The organism is Ensifer sp. M14 (genome assembly GCF_003355565.1).
GTDB lineage: Bacteria > Pseudomonadota > Alphaproteobacteria > Rhizobiales > Rhizobiaceae > Ensifer.
This window is the reverse complement of record NZ_QJNR01000004.1, coordinates 189005-210238: the sequence shown is the minus strand read 5'-3', so window position 1 is coordinate 210238 and position 21234 is coordinate 189005. Positions and strand designations below refer to the sequence as shown.

Annotated in this window: 21 protein-coding genes; 16 read left to right on the top strand and 5 right to left on the bottom strand. The window is 62.0% G+C overall.

Annotated elements, in window-relative coordinates; translation table 11 throughout:
* The first annotated feature begins 120 nt into the window (after positions 1-120).
* The 14 genes from trpS to trmB all read left to right on the top strand — a co-directional run bounded on the left by trpS (position 121) and on the right by trmB (position 13432).
* On the top strand, positions 121-1185 hold the full coding sequence (gene trpS, locus BLJAPNOD_RS01075) for a tryptophan--tRNA ligase (protein ID WP_077502984.1): 1065 nt from the start codon (positions 121-123) through the stop codon (positions 1183-1185).
* Positions 1186-1237: 52 nt separating this feature from the next.
* Positions 1238-1729, top strand: coding sequence for a universal stress protein (locus tag BLJAPNOD_RS01070; RefSeq protein WP_077502983.1), 492 nt, complete (start codon positions 1238-1240; stop codon positions 1727-1729).
* Positions 1730-1835: 106 nt separating this feature from the next.
* Complete coding sequence (locus BLJAPNOD_RS01065; RefSeq protein ID WP_077502982.1) at positions 1836-2402, top strand: NifU family protein; 567 nt, start codon at positions 1836-1838, stop codon at positions 2400-2402.
* A gap of 120 nt (positions 2403-2522) precedes the next feature.
* Positions 2523-3182 (top strand): tRNA (adenosine(37)-N6)-threonylcarbamoyltransferase complex dimerization subunit type 1 TsaB, encoded by a 660-nt coding sequence (gene tsaB, locus BLJAPNOD_RS01060; protein WP_115418626.1) that lies wholly within the window; start codon positions 2523-2525, stop codon positions 3180-3182.
* 6 nt (positions 3183-3188) lie between these two features.
* The gene (locus tag BLJAPNOD_RS01055) at positions 3189-3686 is read left to right on the top strand and encodes an N-acetyltransferase (RefSeq protein WP_077502980.1); all 498 of its coding nucleotides are present in this window, start codon (positions 3189-3191) and stop codon (positions 3684-3686) included.
* Between the two features lie 93 nt (positions 3687-3779).
* Positions 3780-4580: a lysophospholipid acyltransferase family protein gene (locus BLJAPNOD_RS01050; RefSeq protein ID WP_077502979.1), complete on the top strand. Its 801-nt coding sequence runs from the start codon at positions 3780-3782 to the stop codon at positions 4578-4580.
* Between the two features lie 64 nt (positions 4581-4644).
* Entirely contained in the window at positions 4645-6042 is a 1398-nt protein-coding gene (gene miaB, locus BLJAPNOD_RS01045) for a tRNA (N6-isopentenyl adenosine(37)-C2)-methylthiotransferase MiaB (RefSeq protein WP_115418625.1), read from the top strand.
* A gap of 26 nt (positions 6043-6068) precedes the next feature.
* Positions 6069-7127, top strand: coding sequence for a PhoH family protein (locus BLJAPNOD_RS01040; RefSeq protein WP_115418624.1), 1059 nt, complete (start codon positions 6069-6071; stop codon positions 7125-7127).
* A gap of 14 nt (positions 7128-7141) precedes the next feature.
* On the top strand, positions 7142-7648 hold the full coding sequence (ybeY, locus tag BLJAPNOD_RS01035) for an rRNA maturation RNase YbeY (protein ID WP_115418623.1): 507 nt from the start codon (positions 7142-7144) through the stop codon (positions 7646-7648).
* 12 nt (positions 7649-7660) lie between these two features.
* Positions 7661-8818 carry a hemolysin family protein gene (locus BLJAPNOD_RS01030; protein ID WP_077502975.1) on the top strand — a complete coding sequence of 386 codons (1158 nt, stop codon included), beginning with the start codon at positions 7661-7663 and terminating at the stop codon, positions 8816-8818.
* Between the two features lie 222 nt (positions 8819-9040).
* Positions 9041-10636 (top strand): apolipoprotein N-acyltransferase, encoded by a 1596-nt coding sequence (lnt, locus tag BLJAPNOD_RS01025; RefSeq protein WP_115418622.1) that lies wholly within the window; start codon positions 9041-9043, stop codon positions 10634-10636.
* Positions 10637-10781: 145 nt separating this feature from the next.
* Positions 10782-11198 (top strand): helix-turn-helix domain-containing protein, encoded by a 417-nt coding sequence (locus BLJAPNOD_RS01020; protein ID WP_077502973.1) that lies wholly within the window; start codon positions 10782-10784, stop codon positions 11196-11198.
* Positions 11199-11395: 197 nt separating this feature from the next.
* Positions 11396-12634 carry a methionine adenosyltransferase gene (gene metK / locus BLJAPNOD_RS01015; protein WP_077502972.1) on the top strand — a complete coding sequence of 413 codons (1239 nt, stop codon included), beginning with the start codon at positions 11396-11398 and terminating at the stop codon, positions 12632-12634.
* Between the two features lie 99 nt (positions 12635-12733).
* On the top strand, positions 12734-13432 hold the full coding sequence (gene trmB, locus BLJAPNOD_RS01010; RefSeq protein ID WP_115418621.1) for a tRNA (guanosine(46)-N7)-methyltransferase TrmB: 699 nt from the start codon (positions 12734-12736) through the stop codon (positions 13430-13432).
* 110 nt (positions 13433-13542) lie between these two features.
* Here trmB and BLJAPNOD_RS01005 read toward each other — a convergent pair whose 3' ends face one another.
* Both BLJAPNOD_RS01005 and BLJAPNOD_RS01000 read right to left on the bottom strand, forming a co-directional pair.
* A complete protein-coding gene (locus tag BLJAPNOD_RS01005; RefSeq protein WP_053248868.1) occupies positions 13543-13800 on the bottom strand; it encodes a DUF1150 family protein in 258 nt (85 codons plus the stop codon).
* 47 nt (positions 13801-13847) lie between these two features.
* Positions 13848-14279 carry an Hsp20 family protein gene (locus BLJAPNOD_RS01000; protein WP_077502970.1) on the bottom strand — a complete coding sequence of 144 codons (432 nt, stop codon included), beginning with the start codon at positions 14277-14279 and terminating at the stop codon, positions 13848-13850.
* A gap of 159 nt (positions 14280-14438) precedes the next feature.
* On the opposite strand from BLJAPNOD_RS01000, the gene BLJAPNOD_RS00995 reads away from it, so the two are divergent.
* The gene (locus BLJAPNOD_RS00995) at positions 14439-15383 is read left to right on the top strand and encodes a nucleoside hydrolase (RefSeq protein WP_115418620.1); all 945 of its coding nucleotides are present in this window, start codon (positions 14439-14441) and stop codon (positions 15381-15383) included.
* Positions 15384-15455: 72 nt separating this feature from the next.
* Here the strand turns inward: BLJAPNOD_RS00995 and BLJAPNOD_RS00990 are convergent, their stop codons facing one another.
* From BLJAPNOD_RS00990 to BLJAPNOD_RS00980, 3 genes are all read right to left on the bottom strand, one after another.
* A complete protein-coding gene (locus tag BLJAPNOD_RS00990; protein ID WP_115418619.1) occupies positions 15456-17852 on the bottom strand; it encodes a methyl-accepting chemotaxis protein in 2397 nt (798 codons plus the stop codon).
* A 491-nt stretch (positions 17853-18343) separates the two neighbouring features.
* Positions 18344-19243, bottom strand: coding sequence for a ribokinase (locus BLJAPNOD_RS00985; RefSeq protein WP_115418618.1), 900 nt, complete (start codon positions 19241-19243; stop codon positions 18344-18346).
* Between the two features lie 52 nt (positions 19244-19295).
* The gene (locus BLJAPNOD_RS00980) at positions 19296-20486 is read right to left on the bottom strand and encodes a DNA recombination protein RmuC (protein ID WP_115418617.1); all 1191 of its coding nucleotides are present in this window, start codon (positions 20484-20486) and stop codon (positions 19296-19298) included.
* 152 nt (positions 20487-20638) lie between these two features.
* On the opposite strand from BLJAPNOD_RS00980, the gene def reads away from it, so the two are divergent.
* Positions 20639-21163, top strand: a complete 525-nt coding sequence (def, locus tag BLJAPNOD_RS00975; RefSeq protein WP_115418616.1) for a peptide deformylase — start codon at positions 20639-20641, stop codon at positions 21161-21163.
* Positions 21164-21234: the final 71 nt, after the last annotated feature.

Below are 21234 nucleotides of genomic sequence, written 5' to 3'. Positions count from 1 at the left end.
GCGTCGCCAGCCCGGATTTGGGCCACTTGATTGCACCCCGTCCGACGTGCATAAGCCATGCCGTTAGCTACATGGGCGACGACTTGCCCTGGGGCCCTCCACCAGCCTATTGAGGACGACATGAACGAATTCAAGCCGCTCGTATTTTCCGGTGTGCAACCGACGGGCAATCTCCATCTCGGCAATTATCTCGGCGCAATCCGCAAGTTCGTGGCCCTGCAGGAAAACAACGATTGCATCTATTGCGTCGTCGACCTGCATTCGATCACGGCCCAGCTTGTGCACGAGGACCTGAAGGGGCAGATCCGCTCGATCGCCGCAGCCTTCATCGCCTCCGGCATCGACCCGGAAAAGCACATCGTTTTCAACCAGTCGGCCGTACCGCAGCATGCGGAACTCGCCTGGATCTTCAACTGCGTCGCCCGCATCGGCTGGATGAACCGGATGACCCAGTTCAAGGACAAGGCCGGCAAGGACCGCGAGAACGCCTCGCTGGGCCTGCTTGCCTATCCGAGTCTGATGGCCGCCGACATCCTCGTCTATCGCGCCACCCACGTTCCAGTCGGCGACGACCAGAAGCAGCATCTGGAACTGACGCGCGACATCGCGCAGAAGTTCAACATCGACTTCATGGAGCACATCCGCGCCCGCGGCTACGGCGTCGACACGGTCGTCGGCGAAGAGCCCGTTCATGCCTATTTCCCGCCGGTCGAGCCGCTGATCGGCGGTGCTACGCCCCGCGTGATGTCACTGCGCGACGGCACCAAGAAGATGTCGAAGTCCGATCCGTCGGATCTTTCACGCATCAACCTGATGGACGACGCCGAAACCATCTCCAAGAAGATCCGCAAGGCCAAGACCGATCCGGACGCGTTGCCGAGCGAGCTCGACGGCCTCAAGGGACGTCCCGAGGCGGACAACCTGGTCGGCATCTACGCAGCCCTTTCCGACAAGACCAAGGAAGAGGTTCTGGGCGAGTTCGGTGGCCAACAGTTCTCGGTGTTCAAGCCGGCTCTGGTTGACCTGGCGGTCGAGGTTCTCGCACCGATCACCGGCGAGATGCGCCGCTTGATGGGCGACACCGCCCATATCGACGCCATCCTTCGCGATGGCGGCGCGCGGGCCCGGGCGCGTGCGGAAAAGACGATGACCGAGGTTCGCGATATCATCGGGTTTCTGCAGTAAAAGGCGAAAATGAGACCTTGCGGCGGATAATCTGGAATGTAATGTTCGCCGCATGGTCTCGACCCGACTCTCACGACTTGAAGGTCACCGCCGCAAATTCATGGCGGTGATCGACGATACCCCGGAATGCGGCCGCGCCGTGCATTATGCAGGCATGCGCGCCAAGAATTCCAATGGCGGTCTCGTCCTGCTCTATATCATCGCCGACGGCGACTTCCAGCAATGGCTGGGGGTCGAGGAAATCATGCGCGCCGAAGCCCGCGAAGAGGCGGAAGCCACCCTTGCCAAGGTGGCGCAGGCCGTGCGCGAACGCATCGGCATCGAACCCGAAATCGTCATTCGCGAAGGGGCCGCAACCGAGCAGATCCATTCGGCCATCGAAGAGGATCGCGACATCGCGATCCTGGTTCTAGCCGCAGGCTCGGCAAAGGAAGGCCCCGGTCCGCTGGTATCGTCGATCGCCGGCAAGGCGGCAGCCTTCCCGATCCCGGTGACGGTCATCCCGGATCTTCTGACCGACGAGGAAATCGACGCGCTCAGCTAAGCTGCGTCCCTTTGCGCCCTTGCGGGGGCGAAACGAAAATCATATATTCTTTTGAACTATTCTAAAGAGCCGGTTGAGGACCGATCCCGGCGAGACGGAGAAAAACATGTTCATCCAGACCGAAGCCACGCCGAACCCGGCCACGCTCAAGTTCCTGCCGGGCAAGGTCGTGCTGGAAAACGGCACTGCCGAATTCCGCGACGAGGAAGAAGCCCGCGCCGGCTCGCCGCTTGCTGCCCGGCTGTTCTCGATCCCCGGCGTCAGCGGCGTCTATTTCGGCTACGACTTCATCACCGTCAGCAAGGACGGGCAGGAGTGGCAGCACCTGAAGCCCGCCATCCTCGGCTCGATCATGGAGCACTTCATGTCCGGCGCGCCGATCATGGCCGGTGCCGGCCGTGCCGAGCAGCTCGATGAGGAAGACGAATTCTTCGAGCCCGGCGACGAGACCATTGTCGCCACCATCAAGGAATTGCTCGAAACCCGTGTTCGCCCGGCCGTTGCGCAGGACGGTGGCGACATCACCTTCCGCGGTTTCAAGGATGGCACCGTGTTCCTGAACATGAAGGGTGCATGCTCGGGCTGCCCGTCGTCGACGGCCACCTTGAAGCACGGCGTGCAGAATCTGCTGCGTCACTTCGTTCCCGAGGTGGAAGCGGTCGAAGCCGTCTGATATCGCGATGGCGAACGGCTGCGCCCTTCGGGGCCGTGGCCGGTGTCTTTGTCGAGTAAGCGTGACCGCGATGCCATAAGGGCGTCGCGGCAGGATGCGTCTGGAACTGCTGCAACTGAAATGATCGTCCTTGCCATCGACACCTCCGGGTCCGGCTGTTCCGCTGCCATCTATGACAGTGGCTCTGACGCCATTCTTGGACAATCCGGGGCCAATATCGGCCGTGGCCATGCCGAACGGCTGATGGAGTTCGTCGACGAGGCGCTCGCCAGCGCCGATCGCCCGATTGGCGATATAGATCGCATCGCCGTTACCATCGGCCCGGGATCGTTTACCGGCATTCGTGTCGGGGTCGCGACCGCGCGCGGTCTGGCGCTTGCGCTTGGCAAACCGGCAGTCGGCATTTCCTCACTTCACGTTCTCGCGCAGGAAGCCCGCACCGCGGCGCCGGGCAAAGCGGTGCTGGTCGCCATCGACGCCAAGCGCGACGAAGTCTATGTCCAGGCGTTCGATGCGGCAGGCCACGCCGTCACTGAGGCGGAAGCGCTCGCCGTCATGACCGCCCGCGACCGCTTTGCCGGCTTTGAAGGGTGCGTTGCCGGTTCGGGTGCCGAACTTCTGACCTCCGTGACACCGGTCAAGACCGCCGATCTTGTCGATATCGCAGTGGTCGCGCGGCTTGGTGCCGGCGCTGATCCAGCCTCGGCCAAGCCGAAGCCGCTATATCTTCGGGGGCCCGACGCCAAGCCGCAAGCGGGCTTCGCCGTGACCAGAGCCTAGACCCCGATGAGTTTCACCGACTACTTCACGCGCCGTGCCGAGTTCGACATCTTCCCGCTGGAGGAGCCCGATCTGATCGCCGCCGCCGGCCTGCATCGCCAGCGCTTTGCCTCTCCATGGAGCGATGGTGAAATCCATGCCCTGCTGGTCCAGGACACGGTGTTCGGTTTTGTTGCCCGCCAGACCAACGGCTCGTTGCGGCCCGCCTTTGGCGGTTTCGTGCTGTCGCGTGCCGTTGCCGGCGAGGCCGAAATCCTGACGATCGGCGTCGATCCCCGTTATGCCCGCTCCGGCCTCGGCTGGCGACTGATGCAGGCGGCGATGCGCGAAGCCTCCGTCAAGGGATCGGACACGCTCTTCCTCGAGGTGGACGAGACCAATCAGGCTGCGATCGGGCTTTACCGTAAGCTCGGCTTCCTCAAGGTCGGCGAACGCCGCGCCTATTATCAGGACAAGGCAGGACAGCGCACCGCCGCGCTTGTCATGCGGCTCGATCTTCGCTAGTGCGAAGCCGACTGGTTTGGCACGTATCGGATGAGCCAAGCCTTCGCACAGCCATGCGGAGTGGTGCGTGAACGGCGCAGGAAATCCTTTTCGATGATCAATTGGCTGCGCATCGCCCTGTTCGCGCTGGTGTTGGCGCTGGCCTCGCTTGTGCTGATGCCGGTGCAGATCGTCTGCCTCTGGCTGGACCTGAAGCCGCGCCGCCTGTTGCCGCGCTACTGGCACCGTATGGCCTGCTACCTGCTCGGCATCAAGGTGCGCGTCCATGGCATGCCGGACCGCCGCCGGCCCCTGCTTCTGTGCGCCAACCACGCGTCGTGGAAGGATATCCTGGTCCTGTCTTCGGTTGCCGATGTCGTCTTCGTCGCCAAGTCCGAGGTCAAGGAATGGCCGGTCTTCGGCGTTCTCGCACGGCTGCAGGCTTCGATCTTTGTCGTGCGGGAACAGAAGCGTGCAACGGGAAAACAGGTGAGCGAGATCGGCCAGCGGCTCGCCGGCGGCGAGATCGTCGTGCTCTTCCCGGAAGGCACGACGTCGGACGGCAACCGCCTGCTTGAGATCAAGACGTCGCTGTTCGGCGCTGCCGCCTCTGCCGTACCGCATTCGCCGACCGGCCTTGTTCACGTCCAGCCGGTGGCGATCTCATATACCGGCATCCACGGAATGCCGATGGGACGCTTCAACCGGCCGATCGCCGCCTGGCCGGGCGATACCGGCCTTGCGCCGCATCTGCTCGGTATCCTGCGCGAAGGCGCGATCGAGGTGGATGTCGATTTCGGCGAGGCCGTCGACTACGACCACCACACCAACCGCAAGGAAGTCAGCCGCGTCATCGAGCAGCGCATCCGCTCGATGTTGTCGGATCGCCTGCGCGGGCGGGCCCGGCGTCACTAGCGCCGTCAACGCGCGGCCCGCGAAAATACTTCAATTCCGGCCCGCTTTGCACTAAAGAACCGGCATGACCCAGGAAACAGCTCTTCTGACGACGCCCGCAGCGGGCGACGAACGCACGCCGGCCCGCAAGGTTTTCGTCAAAACCTACGGCTGTCAGATGAACGTCTACGACAGCGACCGCATGTCCGATGCGCTGACGCGGGACGGCTATGTCTCGACCGACGTTCTGGAAGATGCCGACTTCGTTCTTCTCAACACCTGTCATATCCGCGAGAAGGCAGCCGAGAAAGTCTACTCCGAGCTTGGCCGCCTGCGCGACCTGAAGAAGGCAAAGGCGCTCGAGGGCCGCGAGATGGTGATCGGCGTTGCCGGCTGCGTTGCCCAGGCTGAGGGCAACGAGATCCTGCGCCGGGCGCCGGCCGTCGATCTCGTCATCGGACCGACCACCTATCACCGCCTGCCGGAGGCGCTGAAGCGTGCGCGCAACGGCGAGCGCGTCGTCCAGACAGACTATGCGGTCGAGGACAAGTTCGAGCATCTGCCGGCACCCGACAAGGCCAGGACCCGCGCGCGCGGCGTCACGGCGTTCCTGACGGTGCAGGAAGGCTGCGACAAGTTCTGCACCTTCTGCGTCGTTCCCTATACGCGCGGATCGGAGGTTTCCCGTCCCGTCGCCCAGATCCTGTCCGAGGCACAGAAGCTGGTCGAGGCCGGCGTGCGCGAAATCACTTTGCTCGGCCAAAACGTAAACGCCTGGCATGGCGTCGGTCCGGATGGCCGCGAATGGGGCCTCGGCGATCTCCTGCAGTGTCTTGGCGACATCGAGGGGCTGGCGCGGCTGCGCTACACCACCAGCCATCCGCGCGACATGGACGACAGCCTGATCGAGGCGCATCGCTCGATGCCGAAGCTGATGCCCTATCTGCACCTGCCGGTGCAGGCAGGGTCCGATCGGATCCTCAAGGCGATGAACCGGCGGCACACGGCGGCTGAATATCTCGCCCTGATTGAGCGTATCCGTGCGGCGCAGCCAGACCTTGCTTTGTCGGGCGATTTCATCGTCGGCTTCCCCGGCGAGACCGACGAGGACTTCGAAGACACCATCCGGCTCATCGAAGCCGTGGGTTATGCACAGGCATTTTCGTTCAAATATTCGACCCGTCCGGGCACGCCAGGCGCCGATCTTGACGATCAGGTTCCCGAGGACGTCAAAGCCAAGCGTCTGGAAAGATTGCAGGCTTTGCTGTTTTCGCAGCAGCGCGCCTTTGGCGAATCCTGTGTCGGTCGCGAAATCGACCTGCTCTTGGAGAAGCCGGGCCGTATGCCCGGGCAACTCGTCGGCCGTTCGCCGTGGCTGCAGCCCGTGAATGTTGATGCAAAAGCATCGCAAATCGGTGACATTATCAAGGTGCGAATCATCAAGGCTGGAAACAACAGTCTGTTTGCCGAGATGATCGGGTAAGGACCGAAAACAGGAGCCTGAACCGCTTGAACGGACACGAACTGATCTCTTCATCATCGCGCCAGTCGAAAACAACTGCGACAGACGCCAATCACTTCGTGCTCACATTTGAGAACAACCGGTTCGCCAGCGAACTCTTCGGGCAGTTCGACCAGAATCTGAAGCTTCTTGAAGAGCGGCTGAAGATCGAGGCGCATCCTCGCGGCAATTCCGTTGCGATCTCGGGCGATGTCGTCGCCACCAACCAGGCGCGGCGCGCACTCGATTTTCTCTATGGACGGTTGCAGAGCGGCGGATCGATCGATACGTCGGATGTGGAAGGCGCGATCCGAATGGCGGTCGCTGCCGATGATCAGCTACAATTGCCGACCATGGAGAAAAAAGCCAAATTGACGATGGCGCAGATTTCAACGCGCAAGAAGACGATCGTCGCCCGCACGCCGACGCAGGATGCCTATATCCGCGCGCTGGAGCGCTCCGAGCTCGTCTTCGGCGTCGGTCCGGCCGGTACCGGCAAGACCTATCTTGCGGTTGCCCGTGCAGCACAGTTGCTTGAGCGTGGTGCCGTCGACCGCATCGTGCTCTCCCGTCCGGCCGTCGAAGCCGGCGAACGCCTCGGCTTCCTGCCTGGCGACATGAAGGAGAAGGTCGATCCCTATCTCAGGCCGCTCTATGATGCGCTCTATGACATGATGCCGGGCGACAAGGTGGAGCGGGCCATCACAGCAGGTGTCATCGAAATCGCGCCGCTCGCCTTCATGCGCGGTCGCACGCTCGGCAATGCCGCCGTCATCCTTGATGAGGCGCAGAACACCACGTCGATGCAGATGAAGATGTTCCTGACCCGTCTCGGCGAGAACGGCCGGATGATCGTCACCGGCGACCCGAGCCAGGTCGACCTGCCGCGCGGCGTCAAGTCGGGCCTGGTCGAGGCCTTGCAGATCCTTCGCGGCGTCGAAGGCGTTTCGGAAATCCGGTTCAAGGACGTCGACGTCGTGCGCCATCCGATGGTCGCACGTATCGTCAGGGCTTACGAAGCCCAGACGGCCGTGCACGATGAAAGCGAGCAGGGCGACCGCCGATAGCGGTCGTCGCGATCATGAGTGCATTGGATATCCAGATCAGCGTCGAAGAGGGCAATTGGCCCGACGAAGAGGCGCTTCTCGCCTTTTCGTCGCCGGTGCTCGAGGCTGCGGCCGCCTTCCTGAAGGCGGAAGAACATCAACCCTTTCCGAAGATGCAGCCCGAGCTGTCGCTGGTCTTTACCGACGACGCCTCCATTCGCACCATCAATGCGGAGTGGCGCAGCCAGGACAAGCCGACCAACGTTCTGTCCTTCCCGGCCTTCCCGCTGACGCCCGGCAAGATGCCGGGACCGATGCTCGGTGACATCATCGTGGCACGCGAGACGCTGGAGCGCGAAGCTGTCGATCTCGAAAAGACCTTCGACGCGCACCTGACGCATCTTCTCGTGCATGGATTCCTGCATCTTTTCGGTTATGATCATATGGTAGATGATGAAGCCGAAAGAATGGAAAGCCTGGAGACTCGCATTTTGGCGCGTCTTGGCTTATCTGATCCCTACGGGGACCGATCCCCGGATTAACAGTTTGGACCAATGAGCGACTTTAAAACACAGCCCGTCGCAATGGCGACCGAGGAGGCCGATGCCTCCGGAGAGGCGGAGGCGGGCAGTAGTAGCACCGCCACTCGACAAGAGGGCACCAAATCCACTTCGTCCTTCTGGAGCCGTGCGGCGCGCATTTTGCGTGGCGCCAATCCTTCGAGCCTCCGCGAGGACCTTGCCGACGCACTGCTGACGGACGCCGACAGCAACACGGCATTTTCGCCCGAAGAGCGGGCGATGCTCAACAACATCCTGCGCTTCCGTGAGGTGCGCGTCGAAGACGTGATGGTTCCGCGCGCCGATATCGAGGCCGTCGACCAGAGCATCACCATCGGTGAGCTGATGGTAATCTTCGAGGAGTCCGGCCGCTCGCGTATGCCGGTCTACAATGAAGGTCTCGATGATCCGCGCGGCATGGTCCACATCCGCGACCTGCTTGCCTATGTGACCAAGCAGGCCCGCAACCGCCGTCGCAACGGCAAGGCACAGACCACCACCGCGTCCGCTGAGAAGGCGCCAAGATCGCCGAAAGCAACCTTCGATCTGTCGCGCGTCGATCTTGGCAAGTCTCTGGAAGAGGCGGGTATTATCCGCCAGCTCCTGTTCGTGCCGCCGTCGATGCTGGCATCCGACCTGATGCAGCGCATGCAGGCCGCCCGTATCCAGATGGCGCTGGTCATCGACGAGTATGGTGGCACCGACGGTCTCGTTTCGCTCGAAGACATCGTCGAGATGGTCGTCGGCGACATCGAGGACGAGCACGACGACGACGAGGTCATGTTCGCCAAGACCTCCGAGGATATCTTCGTCGCTGATGCCCGTGTCGAACTCGAGGAGATCGCCGAGGCGATCGGCTCCGATTTCGACGTGCGCGAGCAGCTCGAGGATGTCGATACGCTCGGCGGCCTGATCTTCGCGTCTCTGGGCCGGATCCCGGTCCGGGGCGAGGTGGTGCAGGCGCTGCCCGGCTTCGAATTCCAGATCCTTGATGCCGATCCACGACGCGTCAAGCGCGTGCGCATCATGCGCAAGCGTCCGCCGGCCCGTCGCCGCGTGGTGCGCTCCGAAGGCGAATTGGCACAGGAGCAGCTGTCCGCCAATCGCGGCAACGGCACCGAGCCGCAGCAAGCGTCGGCCAGCGAACAATAGCCTTATTCACAAACTGCGTTCCCAGCGTAGCTCTCGATCTCGAGCTTCGCTGGGATCGGCAATCGGTCATCGACCGGTGGCGTCCCATTTGCGCGGCAATTTCGATGCCTGGTGCTGCAAAGGGGACAAGCAGCCACTTTTTTGGAACACTGCCGGCAACTGATTCGGTTGTTCTTCCCGCGCAGCGTCCGTGTTCTGCGGCCTGCGCCAACAGGAGGCTGCATGGAAAGACTGGCTGGCAGGATCATGCTTCTGTCGGGCGCGCCCCGGCTATTGCTCGCGTTTGTCGCGGGGCTTCTGGCTGTTCTGACGCAGCCGCCATTCGGCATCTTTGCGGCGGCCTTCCTCTCCTTTCCCGTTCTTGTCTGGCTGCTCGACGGTGCGACCGGCCACCCGGAGGGCGGTTTGATCCGCCGGCTTTGGCCGGCGGTGTCGATCGGCTGGGCCTTCGGCTTCGGCTACTTCCTCGGAGGGCTGTGGTGGCTTGGCAACGCGTTGCTGGTGGAGGCGGACAGCTTCGCCTGGGCGCTGCCGCTCGCAGTCGTAGGCCTTCCGGCCTGCCTTGCCGTGTTCTATGCGCTCGCAACCCTGATTGCCCGCATCCTGTGGTCGGACGGGGTGGGCCGGATCGCGGCTTTGGCATTGGGCTTCGGGCTTGCCGAATGGTTGCGCTCCTTCATCTTCACCGGGTTCCCCTGGAATGCCATCGGCTATGCCGCGATGCCGATGCCATTGATGATGCAGTCGGCCAGCGTCGTCAGCCTGGCGACCATCAACATGCTGGCGGTCTTCGTCTTCGCGGCCCCGGCCCTTGCCGGAACGGGCAAGGGCGGCCGGATCGGTCTCAGCCTTGCCGTCGCACTCTGTGCCGCCCACATCGGCTTCGGATTTTATCGGCTTGCCCTGCCGCCACCGGCCGGACCGGATCAGCCGCTTGCCGTTCGCCTCGTCCAGCCGGTGATCGATCAGGCAAAGAAGCTCGATGATAACGAGCGCGGCGCGATCTTCGAGGAGCATCTCGCCTTGACCGCAGTGCCCGCCGAAGGCGGCGCCAGGAAGCCAGATATCGTCGTCTGGCCGGAAACCTCGATCCCGTTCATCCTCACCGACAGTCCCGATGCGCTCGCGCGCATTGCCGAAGTCCTCGACGACGGGCAGATCCTGATTGCCGGTGCGGTGCGCGCGGAAGATGCAGGCGCCGGCCTGCCGCCGCGTTATTACAACTCGATCTACGTCATCGACGGGCGCGGGCAGATCATCGGCGCCGCCGACAAGGTGCATCTCGTTCCCTTTGGTGAATACCTTCCGTTCGAAGATCTGCTGACGTCCTGGGGCTTAAGCTCGGTTGCTGCCGCCATGCCGGGCGGCTTCTCGGCCGCCAAGACCCGCTCCCTGTTGACCCTGCCGGGTGGTCGCACCTTCTACCCGCTCATCTGCTACGAGGCGATCTTCCCCGGCGAGATCGGCACGGACGCGCGCGGCGCCGACGCACTGCTCAACATCACCAATGACGCCTGGTTCGGCGACACGCCGGGTCCGCGCCAGCACTTCCATCAGTCGCAGTTGCGTGCAGTGGAGTCGGGGATACCCCTTATACGTGCAGCCAATAATGGTATATCAGCAATTGTTGATGCACGTGGGGTTTTAGTGGTAGGATTGGCGTACAATTATAGGGGAGTGGTCGACACAATTCTGCCGGGAAGGCTTCCTACGCCCACGAATGAGGTCATACGTAGCCGAATTTTCGGGTTGTGCGCAATCTTCCTCCTGCTGGTTGCAGTCTTCTCGCGTGTTAGTTTTAATATTAGGAAGAATTGACCTAAAACCCCTAAAATTGCATAGTGGTCCGCACCATCGGTTTCTGCTGTGGCGACTCTTTTCTTCACCGTTGCGGTTGCGGCGGTGTGCGGTGTCTTCATGTCAGTCCGTGGATGATTGAAACAGCGTGTTTAGGAACGCAGATATGATGGAAAACAAGAAGAAGCCGAACCCGATCGACATTCACGTCGGTAGCCGGATTCGTCTTCGCCGCACGATGCTAGGCATGAGCCAGGAAAAGCTGGGCGAAAGCCTGGGCATCACGTTTCAGCAGATCCAGAAGTATGAAAAAGGCACGAACCGCGTTGGTGCCAGCCGGTTGCAGAACATTTCCGGCATCCTGAATGTCCCTGTTTCCTTCTTCTTCGAAGATGCTCCCGGCGAAAATACCAGCGCTTCCGGCCTGGCCGAAGCCTCAAGCTCGAACTACGTCGTCGACTTCCTCTCCTCCTCGGAAGGGCTTCAGCTCAATCGCGCTTTCGTCAAGATCACCGATCCCAAGGTGCGTCGCAAGCTCGTCGATCTCGTCAAGGCGCTGGCTGCGGAAGCAGAGAGCGAATAGTCCCAAAACCCATCGGAATTGGAAAACAAAGCGGCCATTAGTGCCGCTTTTTTCTTGTCCGCCGTTTCCCTCTGATATCGGAAGTGATTGGCGCCGTTGTTGATATAAAGATATATTTATGTCGTTGTTCGCTTGTTTTTCGGGCGCAAAACCACTAACACGATGCAGCGCTTTATCTTCTTGAGGGGAATTCCCGCATGCGTTCAAACTACCTGTTCACGAGTGAATCCGTGGCCGAGGGCCATCCGGACAAAGTATGTGACCGTATATCCGACGAGATCGTCGATCTGGTCTACCGTGAAGCTGCCAAGACCGGTGTCGATCCCTGGGGCGTACGCATTGCCTGCGAAACGCTGGCGACGACGAACCGCGTTGTGATCGCCGGCGAAGTCCGCCTGCCGCCGAGCCTTCTGAAGAAGGACAAGAACGGCAACGACGTCATCAACCCCTCGAAGTTCAAGTCTGCCGCGCGCAAGGCGATCCGCGACATCGGCTACGAGCAGGACGGTTTCCACTGGAAGACGGCGAAAATCGACGTTCTCCTCCACTTCCAGTCCGCACATATTGCACAGGGCGTCGACAGCGCGTCTGACAAGCAGGGTGAGGAAGGCGCTGGCGACCAGGGCATCATGTTCGGTTACGCGTGCCGCGAGACCTCGGAACTGATGCCGGCACCGCTTTATTATTCGCACCGCATCCTGCATCTGCTCGCTGCTGCCCGCAAGAAAGGCGACGGCGAAGTCGCCAAGCTCGGTCCTGATGCCAAGAGCCAGGTCACCGTGCGCTACATCGATGGCAAGCCGGCAGAAGTCGTGTCGATCGTCCTGTCCACCCAGCATCTCGACGAGAGCTGGGATTCGGCCAAGGTTCGCGCCGTCGTCGAGCCCTATATCCGCGAAGCGCTTGACGATCTGAAGATTGCCAGCGATTGCACCTGGTACATCAACCCGACCGGCAAGTTCGTCATCGGCGGTCCCGATGGTGACGCTGGCCTGACGGGTCGCAAGATCATCGTCGACACCTATGGTGGCGCAGCGCCGCACGGCGGCGGCGCTTTCTCGGGTAAGGACACGACCAAGGTCGACCGTTCGGCTGCCTATGCCGCTCGTTACCTCGCCAAGAACGTCGTTGCTGCCGGTCTTTCCGACCGTTGCACGATCCAGCTTTCCTACGCCATCGGCGTTGCGCAGCCGCTCTCGGTCTATGTCGACCTGCACGGCACCGGCAAGGTCTCCGAGGACCAGGTGGAAGATGCGATCCGCAAGACGATGGACCTGTCGCCGACCGGCATCCGTCGCCACCTCGACCTCAACAAGCCGATCTACGCCAAGACCGCTGCCTATGGCCACTTTGGCCGCAAGGCCGGCCGTGACGGATCGTTCTCCTGGGAGAAGCTTGACCTGGTCAAGCCGCTCAAGGAAGCCATCGGGGCTTGACGCTTCGACATTTGCCGGACACAGAACGTCCGGCCGCTAAAGCTTTAGGCGGATGCCCCCGAAAGGGGTGTCCGCCTTGCTCGTTTAAGGAAGATTGTCATGACTGAACCGCGCCGCAGCCGCGCTACGGAAGCCTTCTTCGGACGCCGCAAAGGCAAGCCCTTGCGCGAGCGCCAGGCGGCTCATCTCGAAACCATCCTGCCGAAACTAAAGTTCGATCTCGGCACGCCTGCACCGCAGGACATGAAGTCGCTCTTTCCCGAACCGGTCGATCGCGTCCGGCTGGAAATCGGCTTTGGCGGCGGCGAGCATCTGATCCATCGTGCGGCCGAGAACCCGTCGACCGGCTTCATCGGCGTCGAACCCTTCGTCAATTCGATGGCAAAGCTGATCGGGCAGATCGAGGAGAAGGGTGTCTCCAACATTCGTCTCTACAATGACGACGCCACGCAGGTGTTGGACTGGATGCCGGCAGCCTGTGTCGACCAGATCGACCTGCTCTATCCGGACCCCTGGCCGAAGCGCAAACACTGGAAGCGTCGGTTCGTGTCCAGCGTTAATCTCGACCGCTTCGCACGCGTGCTGAAGCCGGGCGGTCTTTTCTGCTTTGCGTCCGATATCGATACCTACGTCAACTGGACGCTGCTGCATTGCCGAGACCATTCAGCCTTCGAATGGACGGCCGAACAGGCATCGGACTGGTTGACGCCGTATGAGGGCTGGCCGAGCACGCGCTACGAGGCCAAGGCACGCAGGGAAGGGCGGAGTTCCGCCTATCTGACGTTCCGCCGCGTGTAAGCGACGGCTTCTCTCAGAATCATGCAGCAACTTGAAAGCGTCCGTTGCGCGTCAGATCTGACGCGCGGCGCTTTTGCATTCCCACGGCGAAGCGGCGCCGCGGTTGACGGTCAGTGCAGGCTGACAGTCCGCAATTCGTCCTCAGCCGCCTTGTAGAAGGTGCTGGAGCGGTTGTCGGTCAAGAGGATCGGTGTGCCGTCGGCACCGAACAGGGCCCACAGATCGATGCCCGGTCCCATTTCCGGCGCTTCCGGGAAGCAACGGGAAACCTCTTCCGACCGCATCTTTCTGATATAGCCGACTTCGCCCTCGCCGAGATGGGCGAGGTCGTTCATGGACAATGACGAGGTGATGGCTTTCAGTCCCATGGTGGTACTCCGTGGTCGCCGGCCAGGGGAAAATCCCGCCGGTTATCCTACTCTGGGACTGAAATGTTAATTTTCTTTACCATACGCACCGGTTCCGGACGAACGAGATCGACCGAAAGCAGGCCGTTGCGCAATTCGGCACCGAGAACCTTCATGCCGTCGGCAAGGACGAATGTGCGTTGAAACTGCCGGGCGGCAATGCCGCGGTGCAGGTATTCGCGATCGCCGGTGTCGACCTGGCGGCCACGAATGACGAGCTGGTTTTCCTCGGTTGTGACGTCGAGATCGTCTTCGGAAAAACCGGCGACAGCAAGGGTAATGCGCAAACGCTCCGGCGCGTCGACAGAATCGTCGCCGCGGATGCGTTCAATATTGTAGGGGGGATACCCGTCATTTCCCTTGGCAATACGCTCGAGGGTCTTTTCCATCGTGTCGAAACCCAGCAGCAGTGGGCTCGTGAAAGGCGTAATTCGGCTCATTCCCAAGTCCTTGTAAGATCAAGCGACCATTAACCGGACCTGCCAAGCAGCATCCTCCTGCCAATATGGTAGCTGTGCGCAATGAGCGCAAGCCGCTTGCCTCCGGCGTGCACGCAAATCATAGTCCGCAGCGCGAGAATCCCAAGGAGGAACACAAGCGTGCCTGTGCCGAGAAAAATAATCATAGACACTGATCCCGGGCAGGACGATGCCGCCGCCATCATGCTCGCTTTCGGAAGTCCGGAAGAGATAGACCTCCTGGGGATCACGACCGTTGCCGGCAACGTTCCGCTCGCGATGACCGCGCGCAATGCCCGCATCATCTGCGAATTGTGCAAAAGGACCGACGTCAAGGTTTTCGCCGGCGCCGACCGGCCGATCGCCCGGCCGCTGGTCACCGCCGAGCATGTGCATGGCAAGACCGGCCTCGACGGCCCTGTTCTCGACGAGCCGAAGATGACGCTTCAGGCACAGCATGGCGTCGACTTCATCATCGAGACGCTGCGTGCCGAGGCGTCGGGTACGGTTACGCTCTGCACGCTCGGTCCCTTGACCAACGTCGCGCTCGCCCTTCAGAAGGCGCCGGATATCGCGCCGAAGGTCCGCGAGCTGGTGATGATGGGCGGTGGTTTCTTTGAAGGTGGCAACATCACGCCGGCGGCCGAATTCAACATCTATGTCGACCCGGAAGCGGCTGACATCGTCTTCCGGTCGGGCATTCCGATCGTCATGATGCCGCTCGACGTGACTCACCGAGTGCTGACGCACAAGGCGCGCGTGGCGAAGATCCGCGAGATCGGCAGCGCCCCGGCGATCGCCATGGCGGAAATGCTGGAATTCTTCGAGCGGTTCGACATCGAGAAATACGGCACGGACGGCGGCCCGCTGCACGATCCGACCGTCATCGCTTATCTCCTGCGGCCGGAGCTTTTCACCGGGCGTGACTGCAACGTCGAGATCGAGGTTCAGTCGCCGCTGACGACGGGCATGACCGTGGTTGACTGGTGGCAGGTGACGGGCCGCAAGCACAATGCCAAGGTCATGCGCCACATCGATGACCAGGGCTTCTTCGATCTGTTGACGGAGCGGCTGGCGCGCATCTGATCGTTGCAAGCCAGGACTACAAATGAAAACGGCGCCCCGAGAGGCGCCGTTTTGCATTTCATGGGTTCTCGGTCAGAACTCTTCCCAATTGTCCTGGGCGAGCGCGTTGGCGCCGGAGGTCTGCGTCAGCGCGCGCTGTGTAGATGGCGTATAGCCGGCGCGCGCCGGGCTCGCGGCCGGACGAGCTTCGCGGGCAGGGGCCGGCGCCGGGCGTTCGGCCGTGCGCATGCGCTCGGCCGTTCCGCGCAGCATCTCTGCCGAGCTCGGCTGAGCCGTCGTTCCTGAGCGCTGTGCAACGCGGAAGCGGGCGACCAGCGTGCTCAGCGCGCGGGCTTCTTCGTTGAGCGCCATGCCGGCAGCGGTGGTTTCCTCCACCATCGCGGCGTTCTGCTGGGTCACCTGGTCCATCTGGTTGACGGCCGAGTTGATCTCCTTGAGGCCGACGGCCTGTTCGGAGGCAGAGCTGGAGATCTGCCGGATCAGGCCGTTGATCTGCACCACCTGATCGGCGATCTTTTCAAGCGCGCCACCGGCGCGACCGACGAGATCGACGCCTTCGCGCACCTGGCCGGCCGAGGTGTTGATCAGCGTCTTGATCTCCTTGGCGGCGTTTGCCGAGCGTTGCGCCAGTTCGCGGACTTCCTGAGCGACGACGGCAAAGCCCTTGCCGGCATCGCCGGCGCGGGCTGCTTCGACGCCGGCGTTGAGCGCCAGCAAGTTGGTCTGGAAGGCAATCTCGTCGATGACGCCGATGATGCGGCTGACCTCGTGCGACGACTGCTCGATGCCCTTCATCGCGGCAATCGCCTTCTGCACGACTTCGCCGGACTGCCCGGCATCGCTGCTGGCGACGTCCACCGACTTGGCGGCGACCTTGGCGTTTTCGGCGCTGGCGTTGACCTGAGAGGTCAGCTCGTCGAGGGCGGCGGCGGTCTCTTCGAGGCTTGCCGCCTGCTGTTCGGTGCGATGCGACAGATCATTGGCGGCGCTGCTGATTTCGCTGGTGCCGTTTCCGATGTTGACGACCGAGTGGTTGACGGTGCGGATCGTCTCTTCGAGGCTGTCCATCGCCGCGTTGAAGTCGCGTTTCAGCTGGGCGTATTCGCCGGGGAATTCGTCGGTGATGCGGAAGGCGAGATCACCCGAGGAAAGATGCGACAGACCCTTGCCGAGGCGCGCGACGATGTCGCGCTGAAGGGCGCTGGACGAGGCCCGCTCGGTTTCGGAACGGCTGCGTTCATGCTCGGCCTGCTCGCGTTCGTGGCGGGCTTCGCCTTCGAGCCGCTTGGTATCGGCCAACTGGTGGCGGAAGCCTTCGAGTGCCTGTGCCACCTGGCCCGTCTCGTCGGAGCGGTCCTGACCGGTGATCGAATTGCCGTAGTCGCCGTTGCTGAGGTTGCGGACGTCCTTGACGAGGCCTGCAAGCGGCTTCTGAACGAAACCACGAACGGCGAAGTAAAGGCCGAGCAGCACTGCTCCGAGGACGACGAGGCCGCCGATGATCATCATCAAGGTCTGGTCGCGGACCGGTGCGTTGATCGCAGAGCGCGGTACGTCGACGAGCACGATCCAGCTGGTGTTCACGCCCGACAGGGCAAAGGGATAGACGACGCGGTCGAACGGTTCGTTGCCGTCATAGGACAGGTTCTTGATGACGCCCGACGTGCCGGAGGCCAGCGCCTTCTTGACGATCTCGTTGCCTTCGCCGTCATAATCCTTGAGCAGCAGGTCCGGAATCGGCGCCACCAGCCACTTGCCGGATTCCGAGAGCAGGTAGACACGGCCGGTATCAAACGGCTTCAGCTTGGAAAGGCCGTCCGCCAGCGAGGCGAGCGAAATGTCGACACCGGAGACGCCGACCAGCTTGCCGTTGGACATGACAGGATAGGCGATCGAGCTCATCGCGGTCGGGACATCGGTGTCCTGCGCGGTGTAGGGCGGCGTGATCGCGCCCTTGCCGCTCTTTGCGGCCAGGCTGTACCATTCCGCAGCGTAGTCCGCGCGGAAGGTCGAGAACTGGATCTCGTTGTTGCGGTTCTTCGACCAATAGGGCGCAAAGATACCGTCTTCGTTGGCGCCCAGCTCCTTGTTGTTGGCGATTTCCTCCTTGCGGCCGTCGAAGGCCTTGGGCTCCTCGGCGAACCAACTGCCAAAGGCAAAGGGGTTCTGCTCGAGATTGGCCCTGAGGACGTTGATCACGCCGGCGCGTTCCATCGATTTTTCTGCGTGGCTACGGCCAAGAATGCCGGCCATCGAACGCGACGCGCTTGCGAGTTCGCCAATGCCGCCGGCGATATCGGAGGCAATGGCTTTTGCCTCGCCGCTTGCCTGATCGAGCACCAGCGTTTCGACGCGGTCCTGTGTCTGGGAGATGAGAACGAAGTTCGAGGCGAGCAACACGAGCGCGATCGTGCCGCCTGTCACCGCGATCAGCTTGGTCGCCAGCGATTTGGCTTGGAACTTGAACATGAAATCCTCACGTGCTGGGAGGTCCGCAGGCGCAAACCTGCGGCGAACGCATTTCACAATGTGGGTGAGGCTCCATCATGGAGCGCCAGATGCCGACCGGCATTATGGAGGCTGCCCATCCCCTGGGGAAACGGCTTTCTCATGGTCTTGAATAGACGAGCAAATCTTAAGATAGGGCCAACGCGATGGCTAATTCATACCCTGCTCATAGAGAATCTGCGCGCAAAGTTTCACCTCCGCGACAAAGACTGTCCGGATTGCGCAAAGGCGGGCGACGAGTGGTTTTCAAGGCCGCTGCCCGCTCAAGGGGGGGCGCTTTCGGCAAGGCAGGGCAGAAAGCCGCGTCGTGCGAAATCGGTTCACACGACGGGCGTCAAAGCTTGCAGGGCAAAAGTGTGCCGCGATTTTCGGCAACGACATGCGTAGGAAATGAGTGCTTGAAGTGCCGCGCGCGAGCGACCGCAACGCACTTCAAGTCCGAAGCCGCGCTATCAGATGCGCGGCTCGACTTCTGATGCGAGCGGGATCGATGGCTGGGCGCCGCGCTTCAGGCAGGCGAGCGATCCGGCAACCGCCGCGCGTCGGAGAGCCTCGGGAAAGGCGAGCTTCTCGTCGAGACTTGCGGCGAGGTAACCGCAGAACGTGTCGCCGGCACCGACGGTATCGACCGGATCGATCTTCAGGCCACGGGCGCGATGGACTTCGCCCTCGTGCACGGCGACGACGCCTTCAGCGCCCAGCGTGACAATGACCGTGTGGCCGGTTTCGGCATGCAGCTTTTTCATCGCCTCTTCCCGCTCAGTGCTTCCGATGCCGGTCTTGCCGGCGAGCAGCTCGAATTCTGTCTCGTTGGCAATGACGATGTCGGCCAACCGGCCGAGGCGGGCGGCTTCCGGGGTCAGGGGCGCGATATTGATGACCGAGCGGATCCCCTTGCGCCGCGCTTCGGCGAGCGCCTTTTCCACTGATGCCGCCGGTATTTCCAGCTGCAGCATCAAGGTGTCGCCGGCGTGCATGCCGTCGACGGCCGCAACGGCATCCGCTTCGTTGACGGTCGCGTTGGCACTGGCAACGACGACGATGACATTCTCGCCGTCACCGCCGACGAGGATATGGGCCGTGCCGGTCGGCTCATCGACGGTCTTGGTCAACGACAGGTCGGCGCCGGCCTCCTTCAGCAATTCAAGTGCGCCATCGGCAAAGCTGTCGGAGCCAACGGCGCCGGCCATGTGAACGATGGCTCCGGCGCGCCGCGCGGCCAGCGCCTGGTTGGCGCCCTTGCCACCGGCAGCGGTCGAAAAGCCAGAGCCGGCAACGGTTTCACCGGGCCTCGGCAGGCGCGCGGTCGTGGCGATCAGGTCCATGTTGATAGACCCAAAAACAGTGATCATGTGAGGATGTCCCGTCGATTTGCTGATTTTGGCCGGAGAGTGCCCGAGACGGTCAGTCCTCGTCAACCACCCTGAGGCGCAATTGCCCGACGCGATTGTCGGCAGCAGGGCGCGGTTCTTCCGGCCGCGCCACACCTTCCGCCTCGAGTTCCAGCGCTTCGATCTTGGCGCCGCGGCGGGAAAGCTTGCCCGAGGAGATGAGGATTTCCTCTACATCCTTCTGGCTCATGGCGAAGTGGCCCTGCAATTTGCGCACCCGTTCATCGAGGCGCGTCAGGTCCTCCATCAGCCGCCCCACTTCGCCCTGGATGAGGTGGGCCTGCTCGCGCATCCGGGCGTCCCGGAGGATCGACTGGATCACCTGGATCGATAGCAGCAGCAGCGACGGCGAGACGATGACGATCCTTTGGCGATGCGCTTTCTGGACGATCGCTTCGAAATGCTCGTGGATCTCCGCGAAGATCGATTCGGAGGGGACGAAGAGAAAGGCCGTCTCCTGTGTCTCGCCAGGGATCAGGTATTTGCTGGCGATATCGCGGACATGCACCTCCATGTCGCGGCGGAAGAGCTGGACCATCTGTTGCCGGCGTTCCGGCGTTGTCGCGTCGCGCATGCCGTTCCAGGCTTCGAGCGGAAATTTTGCGTCGATCACCAGCGGCGGCTGGTCGTTGGGCATGCGAATGGTGCAGTCCGGCCGGGCGCCGTTGGAAAGCGTCGTCTGGAAGGCAAAGGCGCCCATCGGCAGGCCGTCGGCGACGATCGTTTCCATGCGCGACTGGCCGAAGGCGCCGCGCGTCTGCTTGTTCGACAGGATGGCCTGCAGCCCAGCCATGTCCTTTGCCAGCGACTGGATGTTGTTCTGGGCGGTGTCGATCACCGCCAGGCGTTCCTGCAATCGCCGCAGGTTTTCATGCGTCGCCTTGGTCTGTTCGCTGATCGAGGCGCCGATCCGGTGCGTCATGCCGTCGATCCGCTGGCTCAGCGTCTGGTTCAACTCCGCCTGACGGGTGCCGAACACGTCGGCCATTGCCGCGATGCGACCCTGCATTTCCGTTTGCGCCGCCAGAAGCATGGCCATCTGTTCATGGCGCTCATCGTCGCCGGCCCGCCGCCTTCGCGAAACGGACATCAGCATGAAACCGACCGCCAGCGCCGCCAAGATCATGCAGAGATGAGCGACAGTCAAGGGTGTTGTGCCGATGAGAAAAACGGGCTGATCGAACGAAATGGGCGCAGGTTCCATGCGGCAAGCCTAGCAGATTCTCTTTCGAAGGCCAGATCAAAACAAGAACATTTGCGCCGGGCGGTTAACGAGATCGGTGCATTGGCGCTGAGCTGGAAGAGTGTGCGCCAATTTTCTTGCACCCGGACGGAAAGATCGGTTATGGGAGCGATATGACGATCAAGCCACTCATCATCCTCCCCGATCCTGTCCTGCGTCAGGTCTCGACCCCGATCGAAACCATCGACGCCGACATTCGTCGCCTGGCCGACGACATGCTCGAGACCATGTATGACGCTCCCGGTATCGGGCTCGCCGCCATCCAGATCGGCGTGGCGAAGCGCATGCTGGTGCTCGACGTCTCCAAGGAAGGCGACGAGAAGACCCCGCACGTCTTCATCAATCCCGAAATCGTCGCTTCGTCGGACGACTTCTCGGTCTATGAGGAAGGCTGCCTTTCCATTCCGGATTATTATGCCGAGGTGGAACGTCCGGCCGCGGTCACCGTCAAGCACCTCGACCGTGACGGCAAGGAGCAGATCGTCAAGGCCGATGGCCTGCTTGCGACCTGCCTGCAGCACGAGATCGACCACCTGAACGGCGTGCTGTTCATCGACCACATCTCCAAGCTCAAGCGCGACATGGTGATCCGCCGGTTCACCAAGGCCGCCAAGACCCGCGGCGCCAAGGCGATCTGATCCCGAGGAAAGCGCCCGCAGGGGCGCTTTGTCGTAGAAGGGCTTGATTTGAGGCGCGTAAACCCGTTTGA

Bases quoted from the DNA above. Each gene is read 5' to 3' on its own strand.
- trpS (WP_077502984.1), top strand. From the start codon at position 121: ATGAACGAATTCAAGCCGCTCGTATTTTCCGGTGTGCAACCGACGGGC.
- BLJAPNOD_RS01070 (WP_077502983.1), top strand. From the start codon at position 1,238: ATGGTCTCGACCCGACTCTCACGACTTGAAGGTCACCGCCGCAAATTC.
- BLJAPNOD_RS01065 (WP_077502982.1), top strand. From the start codon at position 1,836: ATGTTCATCCAGACCGAAGCCACGCCGAACCCGGCCACGCTCAAGTTC.
- tsaB (WP_115418626.1), top strand. From the start codon at position 2,523: ATGATCGTCCTTGCCATCGACACCTCCGGGTCCGGCTGTTCCGCTGCC.
- BLJAPNOD_RS01055 (WP_077502980.1), top strand. From the start codon at position 3,189: ATGAGTTTCACCGACTACTTCACGCGCCGTGCCGAGTTCGACATCTTC.
- BLJAPNOD_RS01050 (WP_077502979.1), top strand. From the start codon at position 3,780: ATGATCAATTGGCTGCGCATCGCCCTGTTCGCGCTGGTGTTGGCGCTG.
- miaB (WP_115418625.1), top strand. From the start codon at position 4,645: ATGACCCAGGAAACAGCTCTTCTGACGACGCCCGCAGCGGGCGACGAA.
- ybeY (WP_115418623.1), top strand. From the start codon at position 7,142: ATGAGTGCATTGGATATCCAGATCAGCGTCGAAGAGGGCAATTGGCCC.
- BLJAPNOD_RS01030 (WP_077502975.1), top strand. From the start codon at position 7,661: ATGAGCGACTTTAAAACACAGCCCGTCGCAATGGCGACCGAGGAGGCC.
- lnt (WP_115418622.1), top strand. From the start codon at position 9,041: ATGGAAAGACTGGCTGGCAGGATCATGCTTCTGTCGGGCGCGCCCCGG.
- BLJAPNOD_RS01020 (WP_077502973.1), top strand. From the start codon at position 10,782: ATGATGGAAAACAAGAAGAAGCCGAACCCGATCGACATTCACGTCGGT.
- metK (WP_077502972.1), top strand. From the start codon at position 11,396: ATGCGTTCAAACTACCTGTTCACGAGTGAATCCGTGGCCGAGGGCCAT.
- trmB (WP_115418621.1), top strand. From the start codon at position 12,734: ATGACTGAACCGCGCCGCAGCCGCGCTACGGAAGCCTTCTTCGGACGC.
- BLJAPNOD_RS01005 (WP_053248868.1), bottom strand. From the start codon at position 13,800: ATGGGACTGAAAGCCATCACCTCGTCATTGTCCATGAACGACCTCGCC.
- BLJAPNOD_RS01000 (WP_077502970.1), bottom strand. From the start codon at position 14,279: ATGAGCCGAATTACGCCTTTCACGAGCCCACTGCTGCTGGGTTTCGAC.
- BLJAPNOD_RS00990 (WP_115418619.1), bottom strand. From the start codon at position 17,852: ATGTTCAAGTTCCAAGCCAAATCGCTGGCGACCAAGCTGATCGCGGTG.
- BLJAPNOD_RS00985 (WP_115418618.1), bottom strand. From the start codon at position 19,243: ATGATCACTGTTTTTGGGTCTATCAACATGGACCTGATCGCCACGACC.
- BLJAPNOD_RS00980 (WP_115418617.1), bottom strand. From the start codon at position 20,486: ATGGAACCTGCGCCCATTTCGTTCGATCAGCCCGTTTTTCTCATCGGC.
- def (WP_115418616.1), top strand. From the start codon at position 20,639: ATGACGATCAAGCCACTCATCATCCTCCCCGATCCTGTCCTGCGTCAG.